Origin of the sequence: Thiothrix winogradskyi (assembly GCF_021650935.1) — a bacterium.
Classification (GTDB): Bacteria; Pseudomonadota; Gammaproteobacteria; order Thiotrichales; family Thiotrichaceae; genus Thiothrix; species Thiothrix winogradskyi.
Genome location: NZ_CP091244.1, coordinates 1,701,298 through 1,714,398, shown reverse-complemented (window position 1 = coordinate 1,714,398; position 13,101 = coordinate 1,701,298). Strand labels below are relative to the sequence as shown.

The window sequence follows — 13,101 nt, the reverse complement described above, 5'->3', positions numbered from 1 at the left end:
GAGGCGTGATTTATCTCGCCTTTCTTTTGCCTGTTATTTACAGCCCCCTTTAGTCTGAGTAACATCCCTGTTTGTCAGAAAAACCATCCGTTACCCATTCATTAGGAGACATATCATGTCTGCACAAGACGTTCTCAACATGATCAAAGACAATGACGCGAAATACGTCGATTTTCGTTTCACCGACACCAGCGGCAAAGAGCATCATGTTACCGTTCCAGCTTACACGGTTGAAGAAGACACTTTCACTGAAGGTAAAATGTTCGATGGCTCTTCTATTGCTGGCTGGAAAGGCATCAATGAATCCGACATGATCCTCATGCCTGACCCGGCAACTGCGTTCGTTGACCCTTTCTTCCAAGACGTAACCATCAACATTACCTGCGGCATTGTTGACCCGACTACGATGGAAGGCTACGAGCGTGACCCACGTTCCATTGCGATGCGTGCCGAAGCTTACCTGAAATCCACCGGCATTGCGGATACCGCATTCTTTGGCCCGGAACCTGAATTCTTCATCTTTGACGACGTGCGCTGGGGCTCTGACATGAGCGGCACCTTCGTCAAGATCGACTCCCAAGAAGCAGGCTGGAACTCCGAAAAAGTCTACCCTGATGGCAATATGGGGCACCGTCCGGGCGTTAAGGGCGGCTATTTCCCCGTACCACCGGTTGATTCCCTGCACGACATTCGTTCCACCATGTGTAACATTCTGGAAGAGGTTGGCGTACCTGTCGAAGTGCATCACCATGAAGTCGCTACTGCCGGTCAGTGCGAAATCGGTACACGTTTCTCCACCCTGACTACCCGTGCGGATTGGACACAACGTCAAAAATACGTCATTCACAACGTCGCTCACCAATACGGCAAAACCGCCACCTTCATGCCTAAGCCCATCGTCGGCGACAACGGTTCTGGGATGCACGTGCACATGTCACTGGCAAAAGACGGCGTAAATACCTTTGCAGGCGACGGCTATGCCGGTTTGTCTGAAACCGCGCTGTACTACATCGGTGGTGTTATCAAGCACGCCAAAGCATTGAACGCGATTACCAACCCCGGCACGAACTCTTACAAGCGCTTGGTTCCGGGCTTTGAAGCACCGGTTATGCTGGCTTACTCAGCACGTAACCGTTCTGCCTCTATCCGTATTCCGTTCGTGGCAAGCCCGAAAGGTCGTCGCATCGAAGTGCGCTTCCCTGACCCGTCTGCGAACCCTTACCTCGCGTTCGCAGCGCTGATGATGGCGGGCTTGGACGGCATCAAGAACAAAATCCACCCTGGTGAGGCGATGGATAAAGACTTGTACGACCTGCCACCCGAAGAAGACAAACTCATCCCACGGGTTTGCCACTCGCTGGATATGGCACTGGATGCACTGGACAAAGACCGCGAATTCCTGACCGCAGGCGGTGTATTCAGCAACGACATGATCGACGCTTTCATCGAGCTAAAAATGCAAGAAGTGACCCGCTTCCGCATGACGACGCATCCGGTTGAGTTTGACATGTACTACTCGCTGTAAGCCGTTTTACGCGCTTATGCAATAGCAAACGCCCCCTAACCGGGGCGTTTCGCTGTAAGCCACATGCTTATTTCAAACATTGCTCATACGGCACGCGCGTCAACTTCCCCACAATTTCCACCGCTGCCAATTCAACCAATGAACGTACCGCTTGCGCCTGACCTTCATTGCGGCTCAGGTTTATATCGAAATAGACCCCAAACTTATTGATGCTGGCATCTGCATCCAATGAATCACCGCGTTGGAATATCGCCACTGAATTCTTCGAGGAAACCCCCGGCACAACACTCATGTCTTTAGTGCTCACCACATTCAGATCCAAAGCCACCACGCTCAAAGAAGAACCGCGTGCAGCACCTAAACCACCATGACGTCGTGCAAATAAACCAATACTCGCGTCAACGCTGGTTACGCCTTTATCAAACTGACTAATAGACCCCTGAATATCGTACCAAGGCAAACTTTCATAAACTTTATTATTATTGGCTGCTTTTAAAAAAGAAATGAGATTCCCCGAATCCTTTCCATACAAAATAAGTTTAATACCGTGGCTTTTATGCGTCATTTCAGAAATAGCAGAAACCAACATATCCCGAACACCGGTTTTAACCGCTTCGGTTTTATCGTCAATATCTTCCACCATCACGGGAATATTGCGAATATTCTTTGCCAACATCAGACGATCCATACAACTTAATGAATCGGAAAAATTGGTAATGCTTTTATAAGGCCCACCATTTGACCCCTGCTTCATTTCCGCAAACTCATTAGCCAATTTATCTTCTAATCGAGACTCGACACTTGTACAACCATACAATATTGCTACGCACGCCATTATTGAGAAAAATTTTATATTTTTCATAGACAGGCTTTTACACTCCAAATTTATTATTTTTAATATTAATTAATACGACAATACCCACCTTGCTCCAAAACAAAGGATGGTAATAATAGCCAGCACAAACCCGTTAACGACAGTTATTAGCTTGCATAATATCGCCTTGCACAAAAATGATAATATCGTTTGGCGCTCCTGCGGCATCATCCAACACAACATTGCCGACATTAATGTCGCAACCTGCTGTATCCAACGCGCCTACGGCAAAGGGATCAACCTCCGTACCCGTATCCCGGAAATCCACTTCATACGCCCGTAACTGAGCACGTGTCTTCGCAAACGTAGCCGACATATCCATCATAGAAGGCGGCGCACTACCATCGGGTAGCGCTGAAACTGAAGTAGCACTAAAAGCCAAAGCAGCTAAGCACAAACAATGCATTGGTAGGTATTTCATAAGGGAACCTCTAAAAACCCACTGATACCCACACAAATGTGAGAAAATGCTCATCTGAGCCACCGCCCCGTTACTAGCCATGCCCAAGAAAAGTGCCATCAAAACCAGTCTGTTTGCCGCCGAAGAGCGTGAACAGAAACTCGACCGCAAGGGCGACCTGCTGTCCACCCTGAACCAGCACGTCAACTTTGTCGCCTTGGCAGGAGAAATCGACCACATCGCCCCACGCCCCAGTGACAAGCGAGGAGGCCGTCCACCCTACCCAACGGAACTGATGGTACGGGTCTTGGTGTTGCAACACCTGTACAACCTGTCGGACGAGGCATTGGAATACCAATTGCTTGACCGGCTGTCGTTCCAACGGTTTTGTGGCCTGCGTCATTCCAGCACGATCCCGGATGCCAATACCTTGTGGGTATTCCGTGAACGGATCAGTGCGGCAGGTGGTGCGGATGCCCTGTTTGATGCCGTCCAACGGCAATTACAACAACACGGTTTTATTGCCCGTGGTGGTCAAATCGTCGATGCCACGCTGGTGGAAGCCCCTAAACAACATTTCCACAAAGAAGAAAAAGCGCTGTTGGAACAAGCGGCAACACCCGCTGGCTGGACACCTGCCCAACGTCGCCAAAAGGATACGGAAGCAAGCTGGACGAAAAAACACGGCAAAAGCTACCACGGCTACAAACTCAGTATCAGTGCCGATCGGAAATACAAACTCATCCGCAAACGCCACATCAGCACCGCCAAAGAGCATGACACCAACCATTTTGAAGCGGTGCTTGACCGAGCCAACACCAGCCGTGACGTATGGGCGGACAAAGGTTATGAAGACCAATCCCGTGAACAACGCCTCAACCAAGGTAGCTGGCGGTTACACATCCAGCACAAAGCCAAGAAAGGCAAGCCGCAATCCGACTGCCAGAAACGCCGCAACACCCGCATCGCCAGACCCCGCGCACGGGTTGAGCATGTGTTTGGGTCAATCTGTGCGATGGGTGGCAAAGCCATCCGCAGCATTGGGTTGGCACGGGCAGTATTCGGCCTCAGCATCAAAGCAACCGTGTATAACCTGCGTCGGCTCTGTTCGCTCAGAGAGGGCGGAGTTGTGCCCATTTGATGGAGAAATTCCCGAAAAAACAGCAAAAATGCGGAAAAACAACCTGATTGTGGCTTGGTGTGCTAAAAATTGAGATGGGTTGGTGTTTTTTTAACAAAATGCCGATAGGCCAACGCTAACCGTTGCAATACGCCGGGTTTTTAGAGGTTCCCACAAGCCATTAACATCACTAATCTGGTATTATCTTTTAACTAAAACCCCATAAAATAAAAAACATGCCATTTTTATTATAAGTTTTTTTTGGCAAAAAGATCAAAAATCATACCAGTCCACAAAAAATAGTCGGTTATACTTAAATCATAACAACAGCAAATAATAATTATCTTTGATTATATGATAATTCTTCATCTCAGTGCTTATCTAAAGGGTCATGTAACCGAGCAAATTGTAGTCATCTATGTCATAGCCGAGGGAAAGCTAATGGATTCGATACATTTTTGCGGAATTAAGTTTCGCGGCTTGGAACAGGCACAATTATTCAAGGAAGACACCCAGACCCATTTTGTTGTTACCGTCAATGCGGAGTTCATTGTCAAAGCCAACCGTAACCAACCATTCCGGGACATTATCAATGCCAATTACGCCACCTTCGACGGGCAGGTTCCCTATTTTTTTGCACGCCTGCTGAATAGGGGAAAACGCTTCAGCAAAATTAGTGGTTCTGACCTCATTTACGATGCCTGTGAATACGCTCAACAACACGGCAAAAGCCTGTTCTTGCTGGGCGGCAATGCCACTGCCAACGCCTTAGCCGTGCAGATTATCCGCGACACCTATGGCCTGAAAGTGGCGGGCTACGCACCAGCCTACGCCACCTACCCTTTCACGCCTGACCACAATGAAGCCATTAAAGCGCAGATTAGCCAATTCAAACCTGATTTTTTATTTGTGGCATTTGGTGCAGTAAAACAGGAGTACTGGATCAACGACAATCTCGACTTTTTACAACAGGAACAAGTGCATTTGGCAGTCGGTTGTGGTGGTACCTTCGATTTTGTCTCAGGGCAAGTGAAACGTGCACCGCGCCTGTTACAGCGGGCAGGCTTGGAAAGTATTTGGCGTTTAGTCACCGAGCCGCGCCTGTTCCGGCTCAAGCGCCTGCTGGAAAGCGCATTGTTTTTCAGCGTACTGTACAGCCATCACCTATCCCAGCGTAAACATTTGGTCTAAATCTCAGCGCCTTACGACGCAAGTGGCAGCGTTGCAAAAATTAAGACTGCTGGGCTGCAACTAATGTTACAAATTGATGACAAACTGGTTATTCTGTATCACCACTTCATGGATTGGAATTACCAGCTTGGCATTCAAACACAAACTCATTCCCGCGATCATTGCCGTACCCGCGATGCTGGGCATGGCTTATGTGCTGTTTGCCGACCAAGGGAGCGGCGGCGCATGGGGTTTTGTGTATAACCGCTTATATACCTTCATCGTTTGGGGTGTATTGTTCAGCGGGGCATTGTGGCTATCACGCCGCCCTTGGTCATCTGCTGGTTTAGCCGCTGTTGTGGTTGGCGGTCTGTGGGTTGGGGCTGCAATCAAATACCAATTCCTTGGCTCGCAATTGGTAGCGCCGGATCTGGTCGTTGCCGCGTTAAGTCTCGAAACGCTCTTTGAAATGGGCTTACTCCCCACCTTGCTGATCATGGGCTATGTCGCCTTGTTAATGGCGAGTTTCCTGCTGGAACAGCCCACCGTGCGTTGGGGACGCAACGCTTTTGCACTGGGTTTTGCCAGCAGTGCCGCGCTGTTAGTTACCCTGAACCTGCCACCGTTTTACATTGACCTGCAATGGACGACGCAATACAAACAAACCTTGCCCATTTTTGTGCAAAGCATTTGGCGCACCCAACTCACTGAACCCACGCCCCCCCACGATACCAGCTATTGCTGTTTCAAAGGGGATCAGCAAGCCGAAGCCTTTACCACCACACCTAACCAAAAACCCAATATCATCGTGATTTTGGAAGAGTCGACCTTCCGCCCCGAACAAGTCATCGGTTTCAAGCCACAGGGTAAATTCTTCAAGGATGCTTACCCGCTCAAAGTCTACACCGCTGGCGGTTCGACTTGGGTACAGGAAATTGCGTTCTTACACGGGGTAGCTCCGCCGCTGTACGGCAATGGCTGGAAATCCATTAACCTGTTCGCCCCCGGACGGCTGGATGGACGCATTGCCCAGCAACTGGCACAGCAAGGCTACAAAACCAAAACCATTTACCCGATTGCCGGGCGGTTTTATGGTGGCAAACGTTTTCACGAACAATTGGGGATTCAAGATTTCATTGACTGCAAAGCCATGCCGGAATGCGACAAACGCCGCTGGAACAAACTGCCCGACGAAATCTTTTTCGATGAAGCCGTCAAGCAAGTCACACTCAACGAGCAGCCGTTATTTACCTTCGTAGCGACCATGCGGCAGCATTCACCACACGACAAAGGCATAAAGCCGGATGCCAAGCGGTGCGCACCGCAGCTTTCGGACAAACAATGTTCAATTATGCTGGATTACAACGAACGCTTGAATCTATCGGTAAAAGCCTACGAAAACCTGCTCAAGCAACTCAAAAAGCTACCGGAGCGCACCATTGTTGTGACCTTTGGCGACCACATCCCCGGTGATGTCGCGGCACATTTCACCGATGCGGATTTTTATAAGCAAGACCGCTTCCGCACCTATTTTAATGTGTGGGATTCTGCGCAAGGTTACGTCACCAAAAAGCTGCTGGATGGTATGAAATACGAAACCATTGATGTAGCGATGCTTGATGCCCTCACCCTGCGTTATGCGGGATTTGAAAGCCGCTACCTGACCGACAAATTGGTACACATGCAAGCCTGTTCGGGGGCATTCTGTGGCTTTGAAGACACCTTGCCCAAAAATCAAGCCATGCTTAAATCTCCTCAACCTCCAATTCCTTGAGCTTGCGGGTGAGGGTATTGCGCCCCCACCCCAACAAATCCGCCGCTTCAATCTTGCGCCCGCCGGTTTTCTTGAGTGCCGCTTGCAACAAAATACGCTCGAAAATCGGGCTGAGTTCCGTCAGTAAATTAACATCGCCTTTATTGAGTTTGTAATCGGCAAAATGCGCCAAGGCTTTTTCCCAATTATCCGGCACTTCGGTCTTACCGGGGTCCACCTCCAGCAACTCCGCTGGCAAATCGTCCATCACGATTTCGCGCCCGGATGCCATGACCGTCAACCAGCGGCAGGTATTTTCCAATTGGCGTACATTGCCCGGCCAAGGCAAGGTTTGCAAATGCGCGGTCACACGCCCTGACAAGGTTTTCACCTCGACCTGCAACTCTTCCGCCGCACGGTGTAAGAAATGATTAAGCAGCAAGGGAATATCTTCACGGCGTTCGCGCAACGGCGGGTTATGAATACGGATCACATTCAAACGGTGAAACAAGTCTTCGCGGAATTGCCCCTTATGCACCAACTCTTCTAAGTGCTGGTGAGTTGCCGCAATAATGCGCACATCCACTTTCACCGGGGTATGCCCACCGACGCGGTAGAATGTGCCTTCTGCCAAAACACGCAGCAAACGGGTTTGCAATTCGGCGGGCATATCGCCGATTTCGTCCAAAAACAGTGCACCGCCGTCAGCTTGCTCGAAACGTCCCTTACGTTGTGCATAAGCACCCGTGAATGCACCTTTTTCGTGCCCAAACAATTCTGACTCCAGCAACTCGCGGGGAATCGCTGCCGTATTCAGCGCAATAAACGGCTTGGTGGAACGCGGGCTGTGGGTATGCAAGGCTTTGGCAACCAATTCCTTACCCGTGCCAGACTCGCCCGTGATCAACGCGGTAATGCTGGATTTGGAAAGCCGTCCAATTGCCCGGAACACCTCCTGCATCGCCGGAGCATGACCGATAATATCGCGCCCACCCAGCAACTCCATCGAGGGGTCAGCCGCTTTTTCGCCCTCACGTTCACGGCGCATTTTGCAGGCACGCCGTACCAATTCCAGCGCATCATTCACGTCAAACGGCTTGGGCAGGTATTCAAAGGCACCACCTTGATACGCCGAGACGGCGCTTTCGAGATCAGAGTGCGCGGTCATAATGATCACGGGAATCATCGGGTGTTCGCGCTGCATCCGTTCCAATAAGATCAGACCATCTGTGCCTGGCATCCGAATATCGGTGATCAGCGCATCCGGTTGTTCAGTGCGCAAAGCAACCAGCACCTGATCGGCAGTCTCGAAGCTGCGGGCTTCAATGCCTGCTTTTTGCAGGGTGCGCTCCAATACCCAGCGGATCGAGCGGTCATCATCAGCAATCCAGACATTTTCAATAGGTGGCATGGTCTTCCTCCAGCGGAATCAAAATCGAAAAACACGTATTTCCGGGAACAGATTCGCAATGAATCAAGCCCTTATGACGGCGCATTAATGTCTGTGCAATTGCCAACCCCAAACCACTGCCCTCAGGATGCCCACTCACCATTGGCAGGAACAATTTATCCTGCAAATGCTCCGGCACACCGGGACCATTGTCGCAAATATCAACTTTCATCACGTGGCGATAACGCATTTGCTGGATGGTGAATTGCCGCAAAATGCGGGTACGCAATAAAATCAAGCCACTACCCGCCAACGCACGGGTGGCGTTATTGACGATATTCAGCACCACCTGAACCAATTGGTTACGGTCGCCCTGAAATTCCGGCAAACTGGGGTCGTAATCACGCACGAATTGCACATCAGCAGAGACTTCCGCCCCCACCAAATGCCGGACGTGTTCCAACACTTCGTGGATGTTGACGCTTTCAGTATGCGGCAAACGGCTAGGGCCTAACATGCCGTCCACCAAATGCTTGAGGCGATCTGCTTCGGAAATAATGATCTGGGTGTATTCTTTGAGTTCAGGGTTTTCCAGCTCACTTTCCAACAATTGCGCCGCGCCACGCAAACCACCGAGCGGATTTTTGATTTCGTGCGCTATCCCGCGCACCAATTCATGCACCGCCTGCTGTTGATGGATGACTTGCTCCTCCCGCACGATACGCAACTTGCGGTCAATGCGGTGAACTTCCAACAATAAGTGATTATTCCAGTCGCGCAAGCTAATCGGGGTGATCACGCAATCAATGGTAATCGCTTCATTACTAGCCAATTCAATCTGGCACTCACGGATGGATTGCGGGTCACTCAGGCTCAGGGCAAGTTCCAAATGATCCAACACTTCCCGGCTGCGCAATAATGATGCAACAGGCATTCCTAACGCCCGTTGCTGACTTTGACCAAACAGCATTTCAGCCGATTGATTCATGTAAACAACCGCAAGCCCTGTATCCAGCACCACAATGGCGCAAGTCAGGGTGTCCAGCAGATCACTTTTTCTCAGGCTAGTATTATTCATAGCAAAAACAATGCAAATTCAGTGCCACAAAAATTTACTCATAATTTTCATTATCGTACAATTAGCATACCGTTAAGCATCCATCACAGCCACAAGTAAAGCACCAAAACAGTGCAACTTATTATATGCACCAAATCGGTGGGATACTGGTTACTAGGCATAAACGCGACATAGCATTGCCAACACATTATTATCAGCACCAATTCAAGATTGTCGACAATTCTCAAGAGCATACCCCTAAAACACGCCTTTTATGCCGCAAAACACGGCACAAGAATCTACAAAATGTTGTGCAATCCCTAAAAATGTTTGTTTTGGTGATTGCTTGATGATTTGCATTCACGTTAAACTCATGGCGTTTGTACAACAACGGAGGAGTCTTATATATGTTGGATAAATCTGCACAGGCATATTGGGCAGCGAATGTTCGCTTGCTTAGTATGTGCCTTGTCATCTGGTTCATCGTGTCGTTTGGTTTTGGGATTTTGTTGGTTGAACCACTGAATGCCATCCAGCTCGGCGGTTATAAACTTGGCTTCTGGTTCGCCCAGCAAGGTTCAATTTACGTGTTTGTGGTCTTGATTTTCTTCTATGCATGGCGCATGGGACAGATCGATCGCCATTTTGACGTTCACGAATAAGGGAGAATCATATGTCAGAACTTCAAATCTGGACTTATATTGCTGTCGGTCTAAGCTTCGCGCTGTACTTCGGTATTGCGTTCTGGGCGCGTGCTGGTTCTACCAGTGAATTCTACGTAGCGGGTGGCGGCATCGGCCCTATCCAAAACGGTATGGCTACTGCGGCGGACTGGATGTCTGCGGCATCTTTCATCTCCATGGCAGGTTTGCTCGCTTTCGGTGGCTATGACAACTCCGCGTACCTGATGGGCTGGACGGGCGGCTACGTATTGATGGCGATGTTGCTGGCTCCTTACCTGCGTAAGTTTGGCAAGTTTACCGTTCCCGAATTCATCGGCGACCGTTATTACTCACAAACTGCACGTGTCGTGGGTGTTATCTGCTTGATCATCATCTCCGTTACTTATGTAATCGGTCAGATGCGTGGTGTAGGCGTTACCTTCTCGCGCTTCTTGGAAGTATCGGTTGATGTCGGTCTGTATTTCGGTATGGGTATCGTCTTCGTTTACGCCGTATTGGGCGGTATGAAAGGTATCACTTATACCCAGATCGCACAGTATGTGGTTCTGATCATGGCTTACACGGTTCCTGCGGCATTCATTTCCTTCAACTTGACTGGCAACCCTATCCCGCAATTGGGCTTGGGTTCAGAAATGGCTGACGGCGTTTACCTGTTAGACAAACTGGATCAGGTCGTCACTGACCTCGGCTTCAAGGCTTACACTATCCAGCAAGGCAGCACCATCAACCTGTTCATGCTCACCATGACCCTGATGATCGGTACTGCGGGTCTGCCTCACGTTATCATCCGTTTCTTCACCGTAGCAAAAGTCTCTGATGCACGTATTTCTGCTGGTTGGGCATTGATCTTCATCGCGGCTCTGTACACCACAGCACCTGCGGTAGGTGCTATGGCACGTCTGAACCTGATGAACACCGTACAAACCGGTGAAGTTGGCTCCCCGGATGGCAACTTGGCGTTTGCTGACCGCCCAGACTGGATGAAAACTTGGGAAAAAACCAAGCTTTTGGAAATGGCTGACAAAAACGGCGATGGCAAAATCCAGTACTACAACGACGGCGGCTTGTCTGATGCAACAGCAGCACTGGCTAAAGCTCAGAAAGACGGCGGTGATGTAGCGGCGGCTCAGAAGAAACTGGATGAAGTGAAAGCTAAGCACGATGAGAAGTGGGGCAAATTTGGTTGGAACGGTAACGAAATCACCAAAGTTGACCGCGACATCATGGTTCTTGCCAACCCTGAAATTGCCAAACTGCCTAACTGGGTTATCGCCTTGGTAGCAGCGGGTGCAATCGCAGCAGCACTGTCTACGGCGGCTGGTTTGTTGCTGGCGATCTCTTCAGCGATTTCCCATGACTTGATTAAGAGTATTATTAAGCCGGATATTTCTGAGAAGAATGAACTGTTGGCTTCTCGTATTGCCATGGCATTTGCTATCGTCATCGCAGGTTGGATGGGTCTCAACCCACCGGGCTTCGCGGCGGAGGTAGTGGCTTTGGCGTTCGGTTTGGCGGCTGCTACCATCTTCCCTGTGTTGATGATGGGTATCTTCTCTAAGCGTATGAACACTCAAGGTGCAGTAGCGGGTATGATTGCGGGTCTTCTCGTTACCGTTATCTACATCTTCTGGTTCAAAGGCTGGTTCTTCATTAAGGGTACTGAAATGGCTGCGAGCAAACCAGAAAACTGGCTGTTCGGCATCTCCCCTGAAGCGTTTGGTACTGTCGGTGCAATGGTGAACTTTGCAGTTGCGTTTGCGGTTTCCCGCGTAACGCCACCGCCACCAGAGCACATCCAACACTTGGTCGAAGACGTGCGTATCCCTCGTGGTGCAGGCGCGGCGACTGGTCACTAAACCGATCTCCACTCGGTTTGAAGAAAGGCTCCTTCGGGAGCCTTTTTTTATGGTTAATCAACGGTAATAAGCCAAACTATTCCCAGAGGGTTCTACCCTAACCGGTATACTTGTGATAAAAAGTAGGGTTTTACGCAAGTGCAGTAACCGAAGCCAAGGGATAGTCGAATGCCATACATTGTGTTACTTTCCATCGCTCTCTCTATCTTCTGGCTATTAATGTCCGGCTTTTGGGATAACTCCTTACTACTGGGATTGGGCGTAGTTTCAACTGCCTTAGTGGCTTGGCTGAGCTGGCGTATCGAAAAGCATTACCCCTTCCATTCTTTCATGCGGGTGTTGGCTAATTTGCCGCGTTACTGGCCTTGGCTAGTATGGGAAGTGGTCAAATCCAATGCCGATGTCCTTAAACGCATTTGGCTACCCAGCCGTTATCCGATTGACCCGGCGCAAAGCGTCTTACCCATGAGCCAGCAAAGCCGCGTTGGGCGCACCATTTACGCCAATTCCATTACCCTGACCCCCGGCACGATTGCGGTGCGAGTGGATGGTGACAAGGTATTGGTACACGCCCTGCATTCCGACAGCATCCGTGACCTTGAGCAAGGTGAAATGGATCGCCGTGTCACTGCTTTGGAGGGGAAAACCGCATGATGTTTGCCGCCGCAGCCATTGCCATTCTGGTGGTGATGATTCTTGCCTTATTGTTCGCAATTATGAGCCGCACGGTGTATGACCGGATTCTGGCAGTCAATATGTTCGGCACTAAAACGGTGTTACTCATTGCTGTGTACGGTTTCCTGACTGGTAGACCCGACTTTATGGATATTGCTTTGGTTTACGCCCTGATCAATTTCGTGGGTTTAATTGCGGTGTTGCGTTTTGTGCAAACCACGCACGGTGGTAATGTGGAGGATGAACATTAATGGATGTGTTAATTAATGCCCTGAGCTGGGTTTTATTAATGGGCGGTGTCTTCCTTGGTTTCAGTGGTGTACTGGGTTTATACCGCTTCCCGGATTTTTATACACGGGTACACGCGGCAAGCGTGACCGATACCTTAAGTGCTTTATGCATTATTGCGGGCTTGGTATTACAGGCAGGTTTCACCCTGATTTCGGTAAAGCTCGGTTTAGTCCTGCTGTTATTGTGGTACACCGGCCCGGTAGCGAGCCATGCGCTGGTACGTTCGGCACATTTGGGCAATTTACAACCGCTATTGGGCAAGCAAGCGACAACCGGGAGGGCTGAGTCATCGAATTCCTAATTGATA

The 13,101-nt window shown here is 49.8% G+C and carries 13 protein-coding genes; 9 read left to right on the top strand and 4 right to left on the bottom strand.

All coding sequences use genetic code 11. From position 1 onward, the window contains the following. Window positions 1-115 precede the first annotated feature (115 nt). On the top strand, window positions 116-1,525 hold the full coding sequence (gene glnA / locus L2Y54_RS08720) for a glutamate--ammonia ligase (protein ID WP_236501448.1): 1,410 nt from the start codon (window positions 116-118) through the stop codon (window positions 1,523-1,525). A gap of 67 nt (window positions 1,526-1,592) precedes the next feature. Here glnA and L2Y54_RS08715 read toward each other — a convergent pair whose 3' ends face one another. Continuing rightward, window positions 1,593-2,387: a CsgG/HfaB family protein gene (locus tag L2Y54_RS08715; protein WP_236501446.1), complete on the bottom strand. Its 795-nt coding sequence runs from the start codon at window positions 2,385-2,387 to the stop codon at window positions 1,593-1,595. Window positions 2,388-2,493: 106 nt separating this feature from the next. Next, window positions 2,494-2,820, bottom strand: coding sequence for a hypothetical protein (locus L2Y54_RS08710; RefSeq protein WP_236501445.1), 327 nt, complete (start codon window positions 2,818-2,820; stop codon window positions 2,494-2,496). Window positions 2,821-2,899: 79 nt separating this feature from the next. On the opposite strand from L2Y54_RS08710, the gene L2Y54_RS08705 reads away from it, so the two are divergent. From L2Y54_RS08705 to L2Y54_RS08695, 3 genes are all read left to right on the top strand, one after another. Further along, window positions 2,900-3,940 (top strand): IS5 family transposase, encoded by a 1,041-nt coding sequence (locus L2Y54_RS08705; RefSeq protein WP_236501444.1) that lies wholly within the window; start codon window positions 2,900-2,902, stop codon window positions 3,938-3,940. Between the two features lie 420 nt (window positions 3,941-4,360). Then, window positions 4,361-5,110 (top strand): WecB/TagA/CpsF family glycosyltransferase, encoded by a 750-nt coding sequence (locus L2Y54_RS08700; RefSeq protein WP_236501443.1) that lies wholly within the window; start codon window positions 4,361-4,363, stop codon window positions 5,108-5,110. Window positions 5,111-5,186: 76 nt separating this feature from the next. Next, window positions 5,187-6,863: a sulfatase-like hydrolase/transferase gene (locus L2Y54_RS08695; RefSeq protein WP_236501442.1), complete on the top strand. Its 1,677-nt coding sequence runs from the start codon at window positions 5,187-5,189 to the stop codon at window positions 6,861-6,863. Here L2Y54_RS08695 and ntrC read toward each other — a convergent pair. Together ntrC and glnL are read right to left on the bottom strand one after the other, a co-directional pair. Continuing rightward, window positions 6,835-8,253, bottom strand: coding sequence for a nitrogen regulation protein NR(I) (gene ntrC / locus L2Y54_RS08690; RefSeq protein ID WP_236501441.1), 1,419 nt, complete (start codon window positions 8,251-8,253; stop codon window positions 6,835-6,837). The genes L2Y54_RS08695 and ntrC overlap by 29 nt on opposite strands. Then, complete coding sequence (glnL, locus tag L2Y54_RS08685; protein WP_236501440.1) at window positions 8,240-9,310, bottom strand: nitrogen regulation protein NR(II); 1,071 nt, start codon at window positions 9,308-9,310, stop codon at window positions 8,240-8,242. Before glnL ends, ntrC begins: the two co-directional genes overlap by 14 nt. A gap of 386 nt (window positions 9,311-9,696) precedes the next feature. Between glnL and L2Y54_RS08680 the strand changes: the two genes are divergently transcribed. The 5 genes from L2Y54_RS08680 (at window position 9,697) to mnhG (ending at window position 13,095) form a co-directional block, all read left to right on the top strand. Continuing rightward, on the top strand, window positions 9,697-9,951 hold the full coding sequence (locus L2Y54_RS08680; protein ID WP_236501439.1) for a DUF4212 domain-containing protein: 255 nt from the start codon (window positions 9,697-9,699) through the stop codon (window positions 9,949-9,951). An 11-nt stretch (window positions 9,952-9,962) separates the two neighbouring features. Further along, entirely contained in the window at window positions 9,963-11,828 is a 1,866-nt protein-coding gene (locus tag L2Y54_RS08675) for a sodium:solute symporter family protein (RefSeq protein ID WP_236501438.1), read from the top strand. 168 nt (window positions 11,829-11,996) lie between these two features. After that, complete coding sequence (locus tag L2Y54_RS08670; RefSeq protein WP_236501436.1) at window positions 11,997-12,482, top strand: Na+/H+ antiporter subunit E; 486 nt, start codon at window positions 11,997-11,999, stop codon at window positions 12,480-12,482. Then, window positions 12,479-12,754, top strand: a complete 276-nt coding sequence (locus tag L2Y54_RS08665; protein ID WP_236501435.1) for an MrpF/PhaF family protein — start codon at window positions 12,479-12,481, stop codon at window positions 12,752-12,754. Before L2Y54_RS08670 ends, L2Y54_RS08665 begins: the two co-directional genes overlap by 4 nt. Next, window positions 12,754-13,095 carry a monovalent cation/H(+) antiporter subunit G gene (gene mnhG / locus L2Y54_RS08660; protein ID WP_236501434.1) on the top strand — a complete coding sequence of 114 codons (342 nt, stop codon included), beginning with the start codon at window positions 12,754-12,756 and terminating at the stop codon, window positions 13,093-13,095. The genes L2Y54_RS08665 and mnhG overlap by 1 nt, the downstream gene beginning before the upstream one ends. Window positions 13,096-13,101 lie beyond the last annotated feature (6 nt).

Bases quoted from the DNA above. Each gene is read 5' to 3' on its own strand.
- glnA (WP_236501448.1), top strand. From the start codon at position 116: ATGTCTGCACAAGACGTTCTCAACATGATCAAAGACAATGACGCGAAA.
- L2Y54_RS08715 (WP_236501446.1), bottom strand. From the start codon at position 2,387: ATGAAAAATATAAAATTTTTCTCAATAATGGCGTGCGTAGCAATATTG.
- L2Y54_RS08710 (WP_236501445.1), bottom strand. From the start codon at position 2,820: ATGAAATACCTACCAATGCATTGTTTGTGCTTAGCTGCTTTGGCTTTT.
- L2Y54_RS08705 (WP_236501444.1), top strand. From the start codon at position 2,900: ATGCCCAAGAAAAGTGCCATCAAAACCAGTCTGTTTGCCGCCGAAGAG.
- L2Y54_RS08700 (WP_236501443.1), top strand. From the start codon at position 4,361: ATGGATTCGATACATTTTTGCGGAATTAAGTTTCGCGGCTTGGAACAG.
- L2Y54_RS08695 (WP_236501442.1), top strand. From the start codon at position 5,187: ATGACAAACTGGTTATTCTGTATCACCACTTCATGGATTGGAATTACC.
- ntrC (WP_236501441.1), bottom strand. From the start codon at position 8,253: ATGCCACCTATTGAAAATGTCTGGATTGCTGATGATGACCGCTCGATC.
- glnL (WP_236501440.1), bottom strand. From the start codon at position 9,310: ATGAATAATACTAGCCTGAGAAAAAGTGATCTGCTGGACACCCTGACT.
- L2Y54_RS08680 (WP_236501439.1), top strand. From the start codon at position 9,697: ATGTTGGATAAATCTGCACAGGCATATTGGGCAGCGAATGTTCGCTTG.
- L2Y54_RS08675 (WP_236501438.1), top strand. From the start codon at position 9,963: ATGTCAGAACTTCAAATCTGGACTTATATTGCTGTCGGTCTAAGCTTC.
- L2Y54_RS08670 (WP_236501436.1), top strand. From the start codon at position 11,997: ATGCCATACATTGTGTTACTTTCCATCGCTCTCTCTATCTTCTGGCTA.
- L2Y54_RS08665 (WP_236501435.1), top strand. From the start codon at position 12,479: ATGATGTTTGCCGCCGCAGCCATTGCCATTCTGGTGGTGATGATTCTT.
- mnhG (WP_236501434.1), top strand. From the start codon at position 12,754: ATGGATGTGTTAATTAATGCCCTGAGCTGGGTTTTATTAATGGGCGGT.